Here is an 18,504-nt window from a genome sequence, read left to right as displayed (position 1 = left end):
TACCGCCGGCCAGGCTCGCGCCGCTGCCAAATGGCTGCGCACCTACTTCGCGCCGACGACGCCTGTCGGTAATTACGCGACATTACTGCCTCAGCATTGGCTGCGGGCGCCTTGTCGGCGGGTGACAAAACCAAGTTGATCGCGTTGGCGACGGATCAGAAGTATGGCGCCAATACGATAGGGTTCGCCTTGGGCCTGCACGCGGTGACACACGTCGACCCGCAGGAAACAGCCGCCAAGGCAGACCAGATCTGGGACGACATACTCAACACCCCGCAGGCCCGGCAGTGGGGGCTGGAGCTCGCCCAGGCGTTGAATTGGTATACGGGGAACGCCGACAGTGATGCCGCGCAACACAAAAACCTGCTGACCAGCGCCATCCTGCTCAGTGTCGACCCAGATGTTCCCGGCGTCCCGGGAAGCGCCGCGGGTTACCCGTTTTATACGCCGGCCAACATGGGCCGTGAGATGGGGGCCGTACGCAAAGACTTTGAAAAGCACCTGATCGAGAAGAAAGGCGTGAGCGTACGGGCTGCACCGTTGGTGGCTCATCTGTTCCTGGCACATGCCGCCCCGGAGTTTTTGGTGAAACCGGACCAGCAGGAGTCTGCAGCGCTCCCCGGGCCGCTACGCCAGGCGCCAGGCAAAATACGTATCGGCAGCCCGGCGTGGATGACGCTCAGCCTGGGCACCGCATTGGCTGAAGTGTGGGGCGGTGCCGGCGCCAGTCGCGGCATGAGCCTCACCGAGCTTGGCGCATTGACCACCCTGCAAGCCGTGCAGCCGCAACAACAGGTCCTGGCCATAGGGCTTGGTGCCAAGTTGGTGCTGGATGCAGGGGTCATGACGGGGGCCGTGCCGCGGCGCAGCGACAACCGCTATACGCCAGAGGATTACCAGTTGGCGTCTAGCGCCATAGCCCGTCGCAGCGAGGCGCTCGAGCAGTCTGTCGTCACACTGGGGACGGCGCCGCCCACGCGTAGCAGTCTGGCAATCAAGGCACTGAAACAGGCATTTCCGGAGCTGAATGAGCGTGAGATCGAAACGCTCACGTTGAGGAAGCCGGCGACGATACACAGCCTATCGGGTGTGGGCATTAATACGAAGTGGCCGACCTGGTCGAGGCGTATGCAACGGGCGATCTGCATGAGCATTGGTTCAAATTCAGCCACCCTCGAATGACCCAAGCGCAATTTGAAGCCCGAATACAGACACTCCCGCGTATTGCCGATCAGGTCGCAGGTGCAGTCGATCAGTACCTGAGTGATGTCAAAGGTGCGATGCCCTCGCTGATGAAGATGAGCCTTGCAAACCTGCCGCTTGACGTTCGGCAGGCGCTTGAATGGGGGGAAGTCGACGTCTACAGGCTGCGTAGGGAAACCGGAGAAACGCAGAAGGACGACGCTGCCAAGGGCAATAAGGTAGCCCGGAACCGTGGGTGGCACGGGGTACTGCTGCGCAGCAAATACAACGGTAAATACCGCTACCTCGAATTTTTTCCCACGTCCGGGACGATCATTGATCGCACGGCCAGTCTGGCGGGGAACAAGTCATTGAACCTGAAGGGGGGCGTCCTTGAAAAAGAGACCGTGCCCAGATGGAGAAGTGGCGAGAAGACCCACTGGTATCTGCGGGGCACAAGGCAGCCTTTTGATTTCAACGCCTACCTCACCGGGGAGGCCCCTCGCGAGAACACCTGGTCTAAGGTCATCATTTCCAAAGTCGGTGCTTCCCTGGCGGGGTCAACGGCCAAAGGCTCCGGTGACAACCGTAATGACTGGGTGCCCGACACCTTTGCCTCGGCTAAAAGCCAGGCGATTGTCGACACTGTCCTGACGGGTAATTACCTGGGCAATTTCAGCGGGCATCGCCAGGAACTCATTGACCATGCCAATGCCATGCTGCCCAGCGAAGACACTGTTCGAGGCTACGTCAATCGTCTGACGAGTGGGGAAAACGGTCGCGCACTGGTGTCGATGATTTCGTTCATCGGCCCATTGGTGGATATCTATGAGGGCAACATCAAAGACGGCTTAAAAGGTTTGGCAATCGATGCGTTGCTGCTGATTGGCGCGGGAGGACTTCAGGGCGCCCGCAAAGCCTGGAAGGCGGTCAAGTTTGCCTCGCGCCTGAACAAGCAGGCATTTGGCATTTCTGCTCTTAAGGAAGGCACGGCATTGCTGCGTGGCATGTTCAACCCGGCGGATGGCTTATCCAACCTGCCGAGCCTGCCGGGTCGACTCACCAACTTTTTAAGACGTTCGAGCAAGGGTGTCCCCGTCAGAATCGGGATGGGCGTGTATGCACCGGTTGATATTTTTGCAAAGCTTCGCTTCACCCGTGACACCACTCCCACGGTCGTCGACATGCTCAATAAGGCGAATGCCCAGCAGGTGACTCCCCTGCAGGGCACGGTTAACCAAGTGGAGTTGCAGGCGATCCAGGCAGGGGGGCAATGGTATGCGATCAATCCCCACAGCGGTTTACCGTTCGGCTCGCCCTCCAGGGTTTTGTCCCAACACACCCTTAGCACCCACGGGCCGATGGCGTCGCTAGGCTGATTTGGAGCGTTCAGCTCGGCGACTGCTGACCTCGGCGGGCACATCGTCACCGGCCATGCGTTTGCGAAACAGCGCCGTACGCGCCAGCAAAAGGGTAGTCACCGGCACGGTGATCGACAGCAGAATCGGGATCAACCAACCGTGCAACACCGGCCCGGACTTGAGTACCGAAAAATAGATGATCGACGCCAACGCCACACACCATGCACCCAGCGTCGAGGCCAGCGCCGGCGGGTGCATGCGCTGGAAGAAGTCCTTCATGCGCAGCAAGCCAATTGCTCCGATCAGCGCGAACACACTGCTTAATACCAGCAGCACAGCCACGAGGATTTCCACCCATAACGGCATCATTCAATCACCTCCCCACGCAGCAGGAATTTGGCCAGGGCAAACGAGCCGACGAAGCCGAACAGCGCGATCAACAGCGCCGCTTCAAAGTAGGTATCACTGGCGTACCGGATGCCCAGCACCAGCATCATCAGCATCGCCAGGATATACAGGTAGTCCAGCGCCAGGACCCGGTCCTGGGCCGAGGGGCCTTTGAACAGGCGCACCAGGGTTAGCACCATGGCCAGCGAGAACAAAAACAGGCTGAACAGGATCGCATTGGCGAGCAGGGCGCTCATTCGAAGATCTCCATCAGGGGCCGTTCATAGGTGGCTTTGAAGTGTTCGATAAACGGCGCTTCATCGTGCAGGTCGAAGACATGCAACAGCAGGAGGCTGCGGTCCAGGGCCAGCTCCGACCAGATGGTGCCGGGAATCACCGTGGTGATCATCGACAGCGCGGCGAGGCCGTTGGGGCTGCGCAGATCCAGGGGGATCTTGATGAAGCGCGAGTGTGGCGGGCGTGAGCCGCAGGTCAGGACGCGCCACGCCACTTGCAGGTTGGAGACAATCACGTCGCGGCCCACCAGCAGAAACAGGCGCAGGATCACGCCGGGACGGCGCAGGCTTATCGGTTGCGGGCGCAGCGGTGCCATCATCCACGGCGCAAGAACGCCCAGCAGTGCGCCCAATAGCAGGTTGCCGGGGCTGACCGACAGGTTCAGCAGCAGCCACAGTATGCACAAGGCCAGCGATAACCACGGGGCAGGGAGCAGGCGTTTCATGGCTGTACCTCCCGTGCGGCGGCCTTGGCTTCAGGGCTAGGCACCGGGCGCGTGGCCATCACGGCCATCACGTAGCGCTCCGGGTTGTTCGGGCTCTGGGCGGTGGCCAACGTGTAGTGCAGCAGGGGTTCAGCCTTGAAGGTCAGCGCAATGCTCAGGCCCAGCAGCAGGAAGATCGGCAGGCACTCATAGCGCCGCAACAGCGGCGAAGGGCGCTCTTCGGGGGTCCAGAAGCGTTGGATGCCCAAGCGCGCAAAGGCGATCAATGAAGCCAGCCCGGACAGAATCAGCAGCGCCACCAGGCCCCAGGCCGCCGGGCGAATCGGCTCATCCACGGCATTGCCCAGGCCCAGCGGGTTGACCAGCGCACTCAAGAGGCTGAGCTTGCCGATAAACCCGGACAACGGCGGCATGCCGATGATCAGCAGCGCACAGGCGATAAAACTCAAGCCCAGGAAGGCCATGGTCCAGGGAATGACCTGGCCGACCACGGCTTTCTGTTCGTCATCCAGATTCACGCCTGGCCGTGGATGCAGCGACTCCATGGCCTTGGGCAGCGCATCGATTTCTTCATCCAGCGGCAGGTCATTGGCCGAGCGCGACCGCTCGATCAATTCCGCCAGCAGGAACAGTGCGCTCAGCGCCAAGGTGGAGCTGACCAGATAGAACAGCGCCCCGGCGGTGAGGCTCGGCTGGGCAAAGCCCACCGACGACAGCAGGATCCCGGCCGATACCAGAATGCTCAGGCTCGCCATGCGTTCCAGCCGCTGCGCCGCCAGCATGGCCAGCGCCGCGCAGACGATGGTCGCCATGCCGCCATACACCAGCCAGTCGCCGCCAAACAGCGCCGATGCGCCGGCCTGGCCGGAAAACAGCAGGGTCCACAAACGCAGCACGGTGTACACGCCGACCTTGGTCATGATCGCAAACATCGCCGCCACCGGCGCGCTGGCCGAGGAGTAGGCGGGCGCCAGCCAGAAATTCAGCGGCCACATGCCGGCCTTGGCCAGGAACGCCGTCGCCAGGATCGCCGCACCCGCGTGCAGCAGGCCACGGTCCGCTTCGGGCACCAACGGGATTTTCAGCGCCAGGTCGGCGAAATTCAGCGTGCCGGTGACGCCATAGATCATCGCCGCGCCAATCAGGAACAATGACGACGCCAGCAGGTTGATCGCGATGTAATGCAGCCCCGCCGACACCCGCGCGCGGCCGGAACCGTGCAGCATCAAACCGTAGGACGCCGCCAGCAGCACTTCGAAGAACACGAACAGGTTGAACAGGTCGGCCGTAAGGAAGGCGCCATACAGGCCCATCATCTGAACCTGGAACAGGGCATGGAAACTGGTGCCGGCACGGTCCCAGCGGGCCATGGCGAACAGCAGCGCGCTCACGCCGATGATCCCGGTGAGCACCAGCATCAGCGCCGACAGCGGGTCCACCACCAGCACGATGCCGAACGGCACTTGCCAGTTGCCCGGCAGGTACACGCCAATCGAGCCGGGGCCGTCTTGTTGCGTCCAGTACAGCAGCAACACGGCAATGCCCAGGCCGATCAGGCTGGAGAACAGATTGATGCGCGCCTTGAGCGGGCGGCGCTTCTCGCCGAGCATCAGCATCAGCCCGGCGGTCAGCAACGGCAGCAGGATCGGCGCGACGATCAGTTGATTGACCCCATTCATTCCTTGGGCTCCCGGCCATCCACGTGGTCGGTGCCGGTCAGGCCTCGGGAGGCCAGCAGCACCACCAGGAACAATGCGGTCATGGCGAAGCTGATGACGATGGCCGTGAGTACCAGTGCCTGAGGCAGCGGATCGGTGTAGTTGAGCAGGTCCTGCGGCACACCGTCCTTGATGATCGGCTCCTTGCCGATAAACAGGCTGCCCATGCTGAAAATGAACAGGTTGACCCCATACGACAACAGGCACAGGCCCATCACCACCTGGAACGTTCGCGGGCGCAGGATCAACCACACACCGGAGGCCGCCAGGACCCCAATGGCAATCGCGATGACTTCTTCCATCAGGCGGCTCCTTCTGTTGCGGCAACGGCTTGGGGCTGGTTGCTCGGTTTGTGCGCGCGCACCGATTGGTGGCCGAGGGCGGTGAGCATCAGCAGGGTGGAACCGACCACCATGGCGTACACCCCAACGTCGAAAAACAACGCACTGGCTACATGGATATCGCCCAGCAGCGGCAGGCTCACATGCCAGGTATGGGTGGTGAGGAACGGGTAGCCGACAAACAGCGCGCCGAGCCCGGTGAGGGTCGCCGACAGCAGCCCGAAGCCCATCCAGCGCATCGGCCGCAGGCGCATCTGCGCTTCGACCCACTGCGTACCGGCGACCATGTATTGCAGAATGAACGCCACCGACATCACCAAGCCTGCGACGAATCCGCCGCCCGGTTGGTTGTGGCCGCGCATGAACAGGTAGAACGACACCACCAGCGCAATCGGCAGCAGCAGGCGCACCAATACCGCCGGCACCATCATGAAGCCCAGGGCGGTGTCGCTGGCCTGGCGCGGGTTGACCAGGTCGGTGGCCACGTCCGGCGCCAGTTGGCGCTGTTGCGCGGGCAGTTGCATGCTTTCCTTCGAAGGGCGGAAGCGGCGCAGCAGCGCGTAGACGGTCAGCGCCACGGCGCCGAGCACGGTGATTTCGCCCAGGGTGTCGAAGCCCCGGAAGTCCACCAGCATCACGTTCACTACATTGCTGCCGCCGCCTTCGGGCAGGGCACGGCTCAAGTAGAACGAGGAAATGTCGTTGGGCGTCTGGCGCGTCAGCATCGCGTAGGACAGCAGCGCCATGCCGCCACCGACCACGGTGGACAACAAGAAGTCACGCAGGCGACGGACACGGGCCTTGCGCAACGAACTGGGCAGTGGCGAGACGTCTTCGATCCGCCGTGGCAACCAGCGCAGGCCGAGCAGGATCAGCACCGTGGTGACGACTTCGACGACCAATTGGGTCAGCGCCAGGTCCGGCGCCGAGAACCACACGAAGGTCACGCAGGTCATCAGGCCGCACACGCTGACCATGGTCAGGGCCGCGAGCCGGTGATACTTGGCTTGCCAGGCGGCGCCCAGGGCACAGGCAATCGCCAGCAGCCACAAGGTTACGAACACGACGGAACCGGGGATCTTCGGCCGCTCGCCCCAGGTGAGGCCACTGTGCAGCAGCGGGATCATGGCGCCTATCACCGCGACGATCACCAGCAGGAACAACTGCGTTTGCAGGCGCTTGGTGCTGATGCGTTTTTCGATCTTGCGTACCCCGCGCATCATCACCACCAGGCAGCGTTCGAAACCGCGCTTGCCGTTGAAGTAGCTGATGACCGGCGGGTATTTGAAGCGACCGCGCTTGAGTTGCTTGCGCAGCATCAGGTAGAGCACCACGCCGCCGGTCATGGCCACCAGGCTCATGATCATCGGCGCGTTCCAGCCATGCCAGATCGCCAGGCTGTACTGCGGCAGCACACCGCCCACCACCGGCAACGCGGCGGCGGCGAGGACCGAACCGACCATCTGGGCCGGGAAGATCCCCACCAACAGGCAGGTCAATACCAGCAGCTCAACCGGCGCGCGCATCCAGCGCGGTGGTTCGTGGGGCGTGTGCGGCAAATCGGTGGCGGGCGGGCCGAAGAACACATCGACGGTAAAGCGCAGGGCATAGGCCACGCTGAATGTGCCGGCGATGGTCGCAATCACCGGCAGGGCGATTTCCACCCATTTTGTCGCCGAGATAAACACCGTTTCGGCGAAGAACATCTCTTTGGACAGGAAACCATTGAGCAACGGCACGCCGGCCATGGAGGCGCTGGCCACCATCGCCAGGGTCGCGGTAAACGGGATCAGCCGCACCAGGCCGCTGAGCTTGCGGATGTCCCGCGTGCCGCTTTCGTGGTCGATGATGCCCGCCGCCATGAACAGCGAGGCCTTGAAGGTGGCGTGGTTGAGGATATGGAACACTGCCGCGACGGCGGCCAGCGGGCTGTTGAGCCCCAGCAGCAAGGTGATCAGCCCGAGGTGGCTGATGGTGGAGTAGGCCAGCAGGCCTTTGAGATCGTTTTGAAACATGGCGCAGTAAGCGCCGAGGAGGAGGGTGAGGGCGCCGGCACCGCCGACGATCCAGAACCATTCTTCGCTGCCCGACAGCGATGGCCACAGGCGGGCCAGCAGGAACACGCCGGCCTTCACCATCGTCGCCGAATGCAGGTAAGCGGAAACCGGTGTCGGCGCCGCCATGGCGTGGGGCAGCCAGAAGTGGAACGGGAACTGCGCGCTCTTGCTCAACGCGCCGATCAGCACCAGGGTCAGCATCACCGGGTACAGCGAGTGCGCGCGAATCTGATCGCCCGCCGCCAGCACCTGGTCCAGGTCATAGCTGCCGACGATATGCCCCAGCAGCATCACCCCCGCCAACAGGCACAAGCCGCCCGCGCCGGTGACCATCAACGCCATATAGGCGCCGCGTCGTGCATCGGCGCGGTGGTGCCAGTAGCCGATCAGCAGGAACGAGAACAGGCTGGTCAGTTCCCAAAAGAACACGATCTGCACCAGATTGCCGGAGATCACCAGCCCGAGCATGGCGCCCATAAACGCCAGGAAGAACGCGAAGAACCGCGGCACCGGGTCTTCCGGCGACATGTAGTAGCGCGCATACAGCGACACCAGCGTGCCGATGCCCAGCACCAGCATCGAGAACAACCAGGCGAAGCCATCCATGCGCAGCACGATGTTCAGCCCCAGGCTGGGCAACCACATGAATTCTTCGCGGATCACGCCGCCATAGGCGACCTGGGGGTAGAGCAGGGCAACCTGAACAGTCCCCACCAGCGCCACGAGGCCGGCCAGCAGGGATTCGGTGTTACGTGCGTTGTGCGGCAGCAAGGCCGCCAGACAGCTGCCGACAAAAGGCAGAAGCAGTAGAACTATCAGGGACATAGGCTTCTAATCTGCGGGAGTTTGGGATGCATCATACGTGCCGCTTTCGTGATCACCAAACGGCAAGATGTGGCAGGATCCTACAAGGTAGATCGAAAATTCCGAATAAGCATTGTTTCAGCCCCGCACCGTTACCTGTGGTGAAGGCCGGGTCTTATCCTTGTTGTTCGTGTTCTACCTCCGCTTGAAGTTCAACCGCCTTCTGCCCGCGCGTCTTCATCTCACTCACAATTACCGCCAGCACAATCAACACCGCCCCCAGCATCGCTATCGGCGGGAAGCGCTCGCCGGCGAGCCGCCCGATCACCCCGGCCCAGACCGGCTCACCGGCATAAATCAAGGTGGCCCGTGTTGGCGAAACGCTCTGCTGCGCCCAGTTCATCGCGACCTGGATCACCGCGCTGGTCAAGCCCAGGCCCACCGCGCTGAACAGCAGCAACCAGGAGAACCCCGGCAATACCTCGCCCATCGGCACGACCATCAGGAACGACAGCAGCGATGCCGTGGCCAGTTGCACCACGGTGACGCGACGTACATCCACCTGCCCGGCAAAGGCGCTGATCAGGATGATTTCCGCGGCAATCGCGATGGCGCCGATCAAGGTCGCGATTTCGCCGGGGCTGAAATTCAGCGATGCTCCGGTCGGCCCGGTCAACAGCATCAACCCGGCAAACGCCAGCATGATGCCGATACTGGGCATCAAGCCCGGACGACGCCCCAGCACCAGCCATTGCAGCAACGGCACGAACGGCACGTACAGCGCGGTGATGAACGCCGACTGGCTGCTCAAAATGGTTTGCAGGCCGATGGTCTGCAGGCCGTAGCCGAACATGATCGCCACGCCGATAAACACCCCGGCCTTCAGTTCGAACAGGCTCAGGTCACGCAGGGTGCGCAGGGAAAAGAAGCCCACCACAATCGCCGCCGCCGCAAAGCGCAGGCCCACGAAGAACATCGGCCCGCTGACGGTCATGGCGTGCTGCACCAGCAAAAAGGTGCCGCCCCAGATCATGGTGATAAACACCAGGATGCATTCGGCTTTGCTGAAACGATTGAAACGCGAAGGGGAGGTCGGGGCGGTCATGGCGGCTCTGGTCTTGCAAGGGAAAGGCACGGACCGCACAATGCGCCGCACGCTGGGCAGTATACTGCGCACACCCACCCATTGAGCAATATAGTGCACAAAGAAAATCCACACCGGGCCTCGGTCCTGCAACACGTCAGCCAGAACGTCCGTCGTCTGCGCCACGCCGCCGACCTCAGCCAGACCGCGCTGTCGGAAAAGTCCGGGGTCAGCCGGCGCATGCTGGTGGCCATCGAGGCCGGCGAGAAGAACGTCAGCCTGTCCACCCTCGACCGCGTGGCCGAAGCACTGGAAGTGGCCTTCAGCGACCTGATCCAGGCCCCGGATGCGGGCGACCACAGCCGCATCAACGAACTCGCCTGGGCCGGCGACATTCCCGGCAGCAAAGCCGTATTACTGGCCAAGGCCACTGCGCGGCGCGAAGTCGAGCTATGGGAGATGCGCCTGGAGCCCGGCGATCGCTACAGCCCCGAACCCGACCCCGAAGGCTGGAGCGTGCAGGTGTTTGTGTTTGAAGGCTGCCTGACCTTGCGCGTTGGCGAAGAAGACAAACAGGTCGCTGCCGGTGAGTTTTTCATGTTTGCCAGCCGCCAGGTCCATGGCTATCGCAATGACGGCGACGTGGCCGTGCGCTTTGTTCGTAACGTGGTGCTCTAACTGTCCGCCAGGCAACAGTGGATGGACATTTTGCTGGTTTGCACTGCGCTCAAGGGTCTCGCTTAACCCGCAACCCGCTGATTTTGCTGGTGATTAGATTCAGGCACGACTCCTGCAATCCCTCCGTTATTCTCTCGGAGCCTGGAGTCGGCCCATGTCAGCCCACCCTCAACACCCTGCCCATATCATCCGCTCGGACGCGGAGGCCATTGAGGTCGCCACGCGCCTGGCCGAACGCTTTGCCGTCGAAGCCAGCGCGCGCGACCGCGACCGGCGCCTGCCGGTGGCCGAACTTGACGAATTTTCCGGCAGCGGCCTGTGGGGTATCACGGTGCCCAAGGCCTACGGCGGTGCCGGGGTGTCCTATGTGACGGTGGCCGAGGTGATCAAACGGATTTCCGCGGCCGACCCGTCCCTGGGGCAAATCCCGCAGAACCATCTGGGGGTGGTGGACCTCCTGCTGCAAACCGGTACCGAGGAACAAAAGCGCTATTACTTCGGCAAGGTCTTGGCGGGTTACCGCTTCGGCAATGCGTTCTCCGAAGCCAAGAGCAAAAACGCCGGTACCTTCGACACGCAGATCCGGTTCAACGGCGACACCGCGCAAATCAATGGTGAAAAGTTTTACTGCACCGGCGCGCTGTTCGCCCATATCGTGCCCACCGCAGGCAATAACGAGCAGGGCCAGGCGTTTATTGGTTTCGTCGAACGCGACGCGCCGGGGCTGAGCGTGATCGACAACTGGGACGGCTTCGGCCAGCGCACCACCGCCAGTGGTGGCGTGACCCTCGATGGCGTGAACGTACCGTTGAGCGCGGTGATCCCTGCGCATCTAGCGTTCGATAAACCCACCGCCGACGGCCCGATTTCACAAATCATCCAGGCCGCCGTCGATACCGGCATCGCCCTTGGCGCGCTGGAACAGGCCAAGATCCATGCCCGCCAGGCCCGGCCCTGGATCGACAGCCAGCAGGACCACGGCTGGCAGGACCCATTCACAATCGCCGCCATCGGCGACCTGCAATGGCGCGTTCACGGCACCGAAGCCATCCTCGCCAAGGCCGGCATCGCGGTCGACCAGGCGCTGGCCGAGCCGAATGAAGACAGCGTGGCCCACGCCTCCCTGGTCGTGGCCCAGGCCAAGGTGCTGTCGGCCGAAACCGCCTTGCTCGCCAGCAGCAAACTCTTCGAACTGGCCGGCACCCGCTCGGTGACCGCCAAGCACAACCTCGACCGCTTCTGGCGCAACGCGCGCACCCACACCCTGCATGATCCGGCCCGCTGGAAATACCACCTGATCGGTAACTTCGTGCTCAACGGCGTGAAGCCTGCGCGCCACGCCTGGAACTGAGGAGCCTGCCCCATGACCGCACTGACACTCGCCCGCCAACTGCTCGACAGCACCCGTCTTCACGTCCAAAAAAGTGACGACCCCTACGTGATCAGCCGCTTCGGCGACTTGCAGATCCGTGTCGACGTGGCCGCCGCCTTGCTTGAGCGCGCCGACAGCCACCCCAGCCCGGTGGCCGCCACCGAAGCGCAGATCGCCGCGGCCGAGGCCCTGATTGCCGCCAGCAACGCCGAATTCGAATTGACCGGCCAACGCACCGCGCTGCCGTCGACCCTGGATGACCCCTTGCGGCGCAAATACCAGATCGTCGGCAACTACCACCTCAACGGAGTGCTTTGATGGCCCGCCAAATCCGCTTGAACGCCTTCGACATGAACTGCGTCGGCCACCAGTCGCCAGGCCTGTGGGCGCATCCGCGTGACCGCTCGTGGCAGTACAAGGACCTGGAGTACTGGACCGATCTGGCGAAAATCCTCGAGCGTGGCAAGTTCGATGGCCTGTTTATCGCCGACGTGCTGGGCATTTACGACGTGTACCACGGCAACGGTGACGCGGCGATTCGCCAGGCCACCCAAGTGCCGGTCAACGACCCGCTGTCGCTGATCGCACCGATGGCGCTGGTCACCCAGCACCTGGGTTTTGGCCTCACCGCGTCGCTGTCCTTCGAGCATCCGTACCCCTTCGCGCGCCGGCTGTCGACGCTCGATCACCTGACCAAGGGCCGCATCGGCTGGAACATCGTCACCTCCTACCTGGAAAGCGGCGCCAAGAACCTCGGCCAGAAGGCCCAGACCGAACACGATGCACGTTATGACTACGCCGAGGAATACCTCGAGGTTTGCTACAAGCTCTGGGAAGGCAGTTGGGAGGAGGGCGCGGTGCTGCGTGATCGGGAGCGTCGGATCTTCAGCGACCCGAGCAAAATCCATGAGATCCGCCACGTCGGCAAACACTTCCAGGTGCCCGGCATTCACCTGTGCGAGCCGTCGCCGCAGCGCACGCCGGTGCTGTACCAGGCCGGCGCCTCCAGCCGTGGCAAACAGTTCGCCGCCGAGCAGGCCGAATGCGTGTTTGTCGCCGCACCGTCCAAGGTGCTGCTGAAAAAAACCGTGGCCGATATCCGTCGCCGTGCCGCCGAGGCGGGGCGCGATCCGAAGAAAATCCTGATCTTCAATTTGCAGACGGTGATCGTCGGCGAGACCGACGCCAAGGCCAAGGCCAAGTTTGACGACTACAAAACCTACGTCAGCTACGAAGGCGCAATGGCGTTGATCTCCGGCTGGACCGGTATCGACTTCAGCCAGTTCAAGCCCGACGAGCCGCTCAAACATGTCCACACCAACGCGATTCAATCGGCGGTGGAGGCGTTCTCCACGGCTGATCCGAACAAGGTCTGGACGCCCAATGAACTGGCTGACTGGGTGGGCATCGGCGGGTTTGGGCCCTTGTTTGTCGGCGGCCCGCAAACCGTCGCCGACCTGTTGCAGGAATGGGTGGAAGACACCGACGTGGACGGCTTCAACCTGGCGTATGCGCTGACCCACGAGACCTTCATCGACGCCGTGGAGTGGTTGGTGCCGGAGCTGCAAAAGCGTGGCGTGTACAAGACCGAATATGCCCAGGGCACCCTGCGCGAGAAGTTGTTCGGCGAGGGCGCAAGGTTGGGTCCAAACCACCCCGGCGCCAGCTACCGCGATCTGTCTGGTGCACGAAATTCCAATGTGGGAGGGGGCTTGCCCCCGATAGCAGTGGGTCAGCAATTGATAGGTGTCTGACACACTGCCATCGGGGGCAAGCCCCCTCCCACATTTGTCCCGTGTCGATCCAAATATCCCAGCCAGCGGACCACCGCACGCTTGACCACCCCAATAGGAACCACCCCCTATGAGCGTGCACGACCCCAAGGCCCTTCTGGAGCACCTGCGCCGCTGGGCGCAACTTACGCCGTTGCACATCGCCCTGCGCCACAAGCGCCAGGGCCAGTGGTACGCCTGGCGCTGGATCGACGCCTTGCGCGACGTCGAACGCCTGGCCGGTGGTTTGCGCCAGCACGGTTTCGATCAACACTCACGCCTGGTGCTCAGTGGCGCCTTTGAGCCGAACCTGCTGTTGCTGGCATTGGCGGCCCAGTCCGTCGGCGCGCAGGTGCTCACGCTGGCCGATAACCTCGAGCCGCAGGCCCTGGAGCAGCAACTGTGGCGTATTCACCCCAGTCATGCCTACGTTCAAGGTCGCCTGCGCGATTGGGCATTCACCCAGCGCTTGGACTTCGCTCAGTTGCTCGGCCCGGTCGATCCGGCGCAACACCTGCAGCGTTGGTGGCAACCAACGGGCGAAACCGTGCTGTGGAGCGAAGAAGGCACCGGCTGGCCAGACGGCCTTGGCGTGGTGCTGGAGCAATGGCTGCACAGCGGTCATGGCCTGGCGTTTCCGGAAAACCTGGCCTCGGCGCGACGCGATCGCAGCGAAGTGGCGCCCACCGGCCTGGTGCTGTCGCCCGAGCGTTTGCAGCACCTGGCCGATGAGATCGAAAGCCGCCTGGCTCCCGTCGGCAGTTGGCGGCGCCGCCTCTGCGACTGGGCCATCGCCCACCCGCAAGGCGGCCTGCGCCGGTTGCTGAAAAACCGCGTGCGCACACTGCTGGGCTTTCAACGCCTGGCCTCTATCTGGCAGCCCCTCAAAGCCGGTAATGAGCCGACGTGGCTGGCCGAATTCAAACGGGACATCGCATGAGCCAGGCCATTCTCCAGGTGCGGGACATTTCGCTGTCGTTCAAAGGGGTCAAGGCCATCAATGCGCTGTCGTTCGAGGTACAACGCGGCGAGATCTGCGCGTTGATCGGCCCTAACGGCGCGGGCAAAAGCTCGCTGCTCAATGTGCTCAACGGCGTGTACCGTTTCGATGCCGGCGAGATCGTCTTTGAGCAACAACACTTCCATCGCATCGATCCCTTGGGCGCCGCCCGCCGAGGCATTGGGCGCACCTTCCAGAACAACGCACTGTTCAAGAAGATGAGCGTGCTCGACAACCTCCTTACCGGGCTGTCGCGGCATATGCGCGCCGGCTTTCTCGAACAGGCCCTGGGCTTGCCCCGTGCACGCCGCGAAGCCGAAGCATTTCGCCGGCGCGGCCAACACATCCTGGAATTTCTTGAGCTGCAAGCCCATCGCGATGTGTTGGTGGGCAACCTGTCCTACGGCCTGCAAAAGCGCGTGGAGTTGGGCCGCGCACTGATCGCCGGGCCCAGCCTGTTGCTGCTTGACGAACCCATGGCCGGCATGAACGCCGAAGAGAAACAGGACATGGCACGCTTCGTCGCCGACGTGAACCGAGACCTGGGCACCACGGTGGTGTTGATCGAACACGACATGGGCGTGGTGATGGGCCTGTCTGACCATGTGGTGGTGCTCGACTATGGGCGCAAGGTCGGCGACGGCACGCCGGCCGAGGTGCAGGCGCACCCCGAGGTGATCGCGGCGTATCTGGGAGCGGTGCGCTGATGACGTTCTTCTTCGAAACCCTGCTCGGCGGTTTGCTGGCCGGCACCCTGTACTCGCTGGTCGCCATCGGCTTCGTACTGATCTACAAGGCCAGCGGCGTGTTCAATTTCGCCCAGGGCGCGATGTTGCTGTTTGCCGCGCTGACCTTCGTCAGCCTGCACGAGCAGGGCGTTCCGTTCGCCGTGGCGCTGCTGCTGACGGTGCTGGTGATGATCGTCGGCGCGTTGCTCATCGAGCGCCTGGTGCTACGCCCGCTGGTGAACCGTTCGCAGATCACCCTGTTCATGGCGACCCTGGGCCTGTCGTTCATCATCGAGGGCCTGGCCCAGGGCTTGATGGGCTCCCAAGTGCGCGCACTGGACCTGGGCATCGACGACGTGCCGCTGTTTGTCGGGCCGCTGATGCTCAGCCAGTTTGACCTGATCGCCGCCGCCACCGCCGTGGTGCTGGTGACGGTGCTGGCGTTGCTGTTCAACAAGACCCGCATCGGCGTGTCGTTGCGGGCGGTAGCCGATGACACCACGGCGGCGCTGTCCATCGGCATCAACCTCAACCGCATCTGGCAGATCGTCTGGGCAGTGGCCGGCGTCGTCGGCCTGGTGGCGGGGCTGCTATGGGGCGCGCGCCAGGGCGTGCAGTTCTCGCTGTCGCTGGTGGTGCTCAAGGCGTTGCCGGTGTTGATCATCGGCGGCTTTACCTCGATTGGCGGGGCGATGGTCGGCGGGCTGATCGTCGGCGCCGCCGAGAACCTCGCCGAGGTGTATATCGGCCCGCTGATCGGCGGCGGCATCACGCCGTGGTTCGCCTATGTATTGGCGCTGGCCTTCCTGTATATGCGTCCCGCCGGCCTGTTCGGCGAGCGCGCCATCGAGCGAGTCTGAAACCATGTCGATTCCTGTTGCGCAAGACACCGCGCCGTTACTGCTGATGCAACGACGCCTGCCCTGGGGCCTGCTCGGCCTGCTGGCCCTGGCTTTTGGCGTGGTGCCGCTGTGGGGCAATGACTATTGGCTCAATGCGATCCTGATTCCGTTTCTGGTGCTGTCCCTGGCCGGGTTGGGCTTGAACCTGCTGACCGGCTACACCGGGCAGACCTCGGTGGGCGCCGCCGGCTTCATGGCGGTTGGCGCATTTGCCACCTACGGCTTTCTGCTGCGCCTGCCCGAGCTGGGCCTGCCGGTGGCGCTGCTGGGCGGCGGGATTATCAGCGCAGGGGTGGGCTTGCTGTTCGGCCTGCCCAGTTCGCGGATCAAGGGCTTCTACCTGATGGTCACCACCCTGGCCGCGCAGTTTTTCCTGGAGTGGCTGTTCGTCAAATTCCCCTGGTTCTACAACTACGGTTCGTCCGGCACGATTTCGGCGCCCAAGCTTGCGCTGTTCGGCCATGACCTCAACACGCCGCTGGGCCGTTACCTGCTGACACTGGTCACGGTGCTGCTGTTGACCTGGACCGCGACCAACCTGGTGCGCAGCCAAGTGGGGCGCAACTGGATGGCGATCCGCGACATGGACACCGCCGCCGCCGTGGTCGGCATTGCGGTGGTGCGCTACAAGCGCCTGGCGTTTGCGGTCAGTTCGTTCTACTTGGGCATCGCCGGCGCGCTGTGGGCCTTCGCCTACCTGGGCACCGCCAGTGCCGGCAGCTTCGATATCAACCGCTCGTTCCAGATCCTGTTCATCATCATTATCGGCGGCATGGGCAGCATCGCCGGCAACTTCGTCGGCGCGGCCTTCATCAGTTTGCTGCCGATCTTTCTCAGCCACGCCGGGCAGGCATTGTTCGGCGGTTCGGTGGACGCGGGGCAGTTGCAGAACCTGCAGAAAATTATCTTTGGCGTGTTGATCATCGTGTTCCTGATCAAGGAGCCCGAGGGCTTGATTCGCCTGTTGCATACCCTTCGCGATCGGCTGCGGCAGTGGCCGCTACGTTTCTAACCCCTGTAGAAGAGAACTTCCATGCGTGCATCCTTGAAACGTTCCCTGGTCGGCGCCGCCTTTGCGTTGGCCGCATTGGCCGGCGCCGTGCCCCAGGCCATGGCGACGCCGGACCAGCAATTCATTCCCCTGGCCACCTATCGCGTGGGCGCCTATGCCTCCAGTGGCGTGCAGGTGTGGGCCGGGATGATCGACTACCTGCGCTACATCAACGAGGTCGAAGGCGGCATCAACGGCGTCAAGCTGGTGTGGCAGGAATGCGAGACCGAATGGACGGCCGAGAAGGGTATCGAATGCTATGAGCGCTTCAAGCACGGCCTGGATGGCGCGCCGGTCGCGGTGTACCAACCCAACGGCGCGCCGGCGGCGTATGCCCTGAGCGAGCGCGCCGAAGTCGACAAGATCCCGCTGATTACCCTCGGCTACGGGCGCACCGAGGCCACTGACGGCACGGTGTTCCCCTACAACTTCCCGGTGATGCTGACCTTCTACAGCGAGGCGTCGAGCCTGGTCAATTACATCGCCGAGCGCGAAGGCGGCTTCGACAAGCTCAAGGGCAAGAAGATCGCTACGGTCTATCACGACTCGGCCTACGGTCGCGAAACCCTCGGGCCACTGAAATTGCTCGCCGAAAAGTATGGCTTTGAGAACATCCAGATCCCGGTGGCCGACCCCGGCAACGAACAATCGGCGCAATGGCGCCAGGTCCGCCAGGCCAACCCGGACTGGGTGTTCCTGCGTACCTGGGGCGTGTCCACGCCGGTAGCGGTGAAGACCGCCGCGCGCTTCGGCTTCCCCGTGGACCACATCATCGGCGACATCTGGGCCAGTTCCAGCGAGGACGTGCTGCCGGCCGGTCCCGCCGCCAAGGGGTACCTGGCGCTCACGCCGTACCCGGCCGGGGCCGACTTCGAGATCCATCAGCGCCTCAAGCAAGCCATCCTCGACAAGGGCCACAGCGACCTCAAGGACCTGAAAAACTTCGGCAGTGTCTACTACAACTCCGGCCTGGTGAATGCCGCCGTAGCGGTAGAGGCGATTCGCACCGCGCAGGCCAAATTCGGTAAGCGCCCACTCAATGGCGAAGAAGGCCGCTGGGGCCTGGAACACCTGAACATCGACGACGCACGCCTTAAAGCCATGGGCTACCTGGGCCTGATGCAGAACCTCAAGCTGTCGTGCCGCGACCACGAAGGCGGCGGCTCGGCGCGGGTGCAGCAGTGGGACGGCGCCCAGTGGACGCTGATCAGCGACTGGATCGCCGCCGACCGCGCACTGCTGCGCCCGTTGATCGATGAAAAGTCGGCCGCGTTCGCCAAGGAAAAAGGCCTGACGCCACGCACCTGCACTGGGGATGAATAAAT

General features: G+C 63.1%; 18 protein-coding genes. 11 read left to right on the top strand and 7 right to left on the bottom strand.

The annotated features are described in order from the left end of the window. The first annotated feature begins 135 nt into the window (after positions 1–135). Positions 136–1,182, top strand: coding sequence for a hypothetical protein (locus tag AB4O25_RS07960; protein ID WP_460150731.1), 1,047 nt, complete (start codon positions 136–138; stop codon positions 1,180–1,182). Further along, positions 1,107–2,561: a hypothetical protein gene (locus tag AB4O25_RS07955; protein ID WP_460150730.1), complete on the top strand. Its 1,455-nt coding sequence runs from the start codon at positions 1,107–1,109 to the stop codon at positions 2,559–2,561. Before AB4O25_RS07960 ends, AB4O25_RS07955 begins: the two co-directional genes overlap by 76 nt. Here the strand turns inward: AB4O25_RS07955 and AB4O25_RS07950 are convergent. The 7 genes from AB4O25_RS07950 to AB4O25_RS07920 form a co-directional block, all read right to left on the bottom strand. Next, positions 2,553–2,912, bottom strand: coding sequence for a Na+/H+ antiporter subunit G (locus AB4O25_RS07950; protein ID WP_017527139.1), 360 nt, complete (start codon positions 2,910–2,912; stop codon positions 2,553–2,555). The two genes, AB4O25_RS07955 and AB4O25_RS07950, sit on opposite strands and share 9 nt — an antisense overlap. Further along, on the bottom strand, positions 2,909–3,187 hold the full coding sequence (locus AB4O25_RS07945; protein ID WP_017527140.1) for a K+/H+ antiporter subunit F: 279 nt from the start codon (positions 3,185–3,187) through the stop codon (positions 2,909–2,911). The genes AB4O25_RS07950 and AB4O25_RS07945 overlap by 4 nt, the downstream gene beginning before the upstream one ends. Beyond that, positions 3,184–3,672, bottom strand: a complete 489-nt coding sequence (locus AB4O25_RS07940; RefSeq protein WP_017527141.1) for a Na+/H+ antiporter subunit E — start codon at positions 3,670–3,672, stop codon at positions 3,184–3,186. Before AB4O25_RS07940 ends, AB4O25_RS07945 begins: the two co-directional genes overlap by 4 nt. Continuing rightward, entirely contained in the window at positions 3,669–5,351 is a 1,683-nt protein-coding gene (locus AB4O25_RS07935) for a monovalent cation/H+ antiporter subunit D (RefSeq protein WP_460150729.1), read from the bottom strand. Before AB4O25_RS07935 ends, AB4O25_RS07940 begins: the two co-directional genes overlap by 4 nt. Beyond that, entirely contained in the window at positions 5,348–5,692 is a 345-nt protein-coding gene (locus AB4O25_RS07930) for a Na+/H+ antiporter subunit C (RefSeq protein ID WP_003192163.1), read from the bottom strand. The genes AB4O25_RS07935 and AB4O25_RS07930 overlap by 4 nt, the downstream gene beginning before the upstream one ends. Beyond that, positions 5,692–8,613: a monovalent cation/H+ antiporter subunit A gene (locus AB4O25_RS07925; RefSeq protein ID WP_460150728.1), complete on the bottom strand. Its 2,922-nt coding sequence runs from the start codon at positions 8,611–8,613 to the stop codon at positions 5,692–5,694. The genes AB4O25_RS07930 and AB4O25_RS07925 overlap by 1 nt, the downstream gene beginning before the upstream one ends. Positions 8,614–8,767: 154 nt before the next feature. Next, entirely contained in the window at positions 8,768–9,697 is a 930-nt protein-coding gene (locus AB4O25_RS07920) for a DMT family transporter (protein ID WP_068934691.1), read from the bottom strand. A gap of 93 nt (positions 9,698–9,790) precedes the next feature. Here AB4O25_RS07920 and AB4O25_RS07915 point away from each other — a divergent pair, with 93 nt between their 5' ends. The 9 genes from AB4O25_RS07915 (at position 9,791) to AB4O25_RS07875 (ending at position 18,502) form a co-directional block, all read left to right on the top strand. Next, a complete protein-coding gene (locus AB4O25_RS07915) occupies positions 9,791–10,354 on the top strand; it encodes a helix-turn-helix domain-containing protein (protein ID WP_017527145.1) in 564 nt (187 codons plus the stop codon). Positions 10,355–10,508: 154 nt separating this feature from the next. After that, a complete protein-coding gene (locus AB4O25_RS07910; protein WP_017527146.1) occupies positions 10,509–11,705 on the top strand; it encodes an SfnB family sulfur acquisition oxidoreductase in 1,197 nt (398 codons plus the stop codon). Positions 11,706–11,717: 12 nt separating this feature from the next. Next, positions 11,718–12,044 carry an acyl-CoA dehydrogenase gene (locus tag AB4O25_RS07905; RefSeq protein WP_065877455.1) on the top strand — a complete coding sequence of 109 codons (327 nt, stop codon included), beginning with the start codon at positions 11,718–11,720 and terminating at the stop codon, positions 12,042–12,044. Next, a complete protein-coding gene (locus AB4O25_RS07900) occupies positions 12,044–13,480 on the top strand; it encodes an LLM class flavin-dependent oxidoreductase (RefSeq protein WP_065877454.1) in 1,437 nt (478 codons plus the stop codon). The genes AB4O25_RS07905 and AB4O25_RS07900 overlap by 1 nt, the downstream gene beginning before the upstream one ends. 109 nt (positions 13,481–13,589) lie before the next feature. After that, positions 13,590–14,438, top strand: a complete 849-nt coding sequence (locus tag AB4O25_RS07895) for an AMP-binding protein (protein ID WP_116077839.1) — start codon at positions 13,590–13,592, stop codon at positions 14,436–14,438. Continuing rightward, positions 14,435–15,205 carry an ABC transporter ATP-binding protein gene (locus tag AB4O25_RS07890; protein ID WP_017527150.1) on the top strand — a complete coding sequence of 257 codons (771 nt, stop codon included), beginning with the start codon at positions 14,435–14,437 and terminating at the stop codon, positions 15,203–15,205. The genes AB4O25_RS07895 and AB4O25_RS07890 overlap by 4 nt, the downstream gene beginning before the upstream one ends. Next, on the top strand, positions 15,205–16,086 hold the full coding sequence (locus AB4O25_RS07885; RefSeq protein WP_065877451.1) for a branched-chain amino acid ABC transporter permease: 882 nt from the start codon (positions 15,205–15,207) through the stop codon (positions 16,084–16,086). Before AB4O25_RS07890 ends, AB4O25_RS07885 begins: the two co-directional genes overlap by 1 nt. Before the next feature lie 4 nt (positions 16,087–16,090). Continuing rightward, positions 16,091–17,140: a branched-chain amino acid ABC transporter permease gene (locus AB4O25_RS07880; protein WP_017527152.1), complete on the top strand. Its 1,050-nt coding sequence runs from the start codon at positions 16,091–16,093 to the stop codon at positions 17,138–17,140. 21 nt (positions 17,141–17,161) lie between these two features. Next, the gene (locus tag AB4O25_RS07875; protein ID WP_460150727.1) at positions 17,162–18,502 is read left to right on the top strand and encodes an ABC transporter substrate-binding protein; all 1,341 of its coding nucleotides are present in this window, start codon (positions 17,162–17,164) and stop codon (positions 18,500–18,502) included. Positions 18,503–18,504 lie beyond the last annotated feature (2 nt).

It is taken from the genome of Pseudomonas sp. S3_A03 (genome assembly GCF_054668275.1).
The sequence above is the reverse complement of the archived record's forward strand: the minus strand, read 5'-3'. Positions and strand labels throughout refer to the sequence as shown.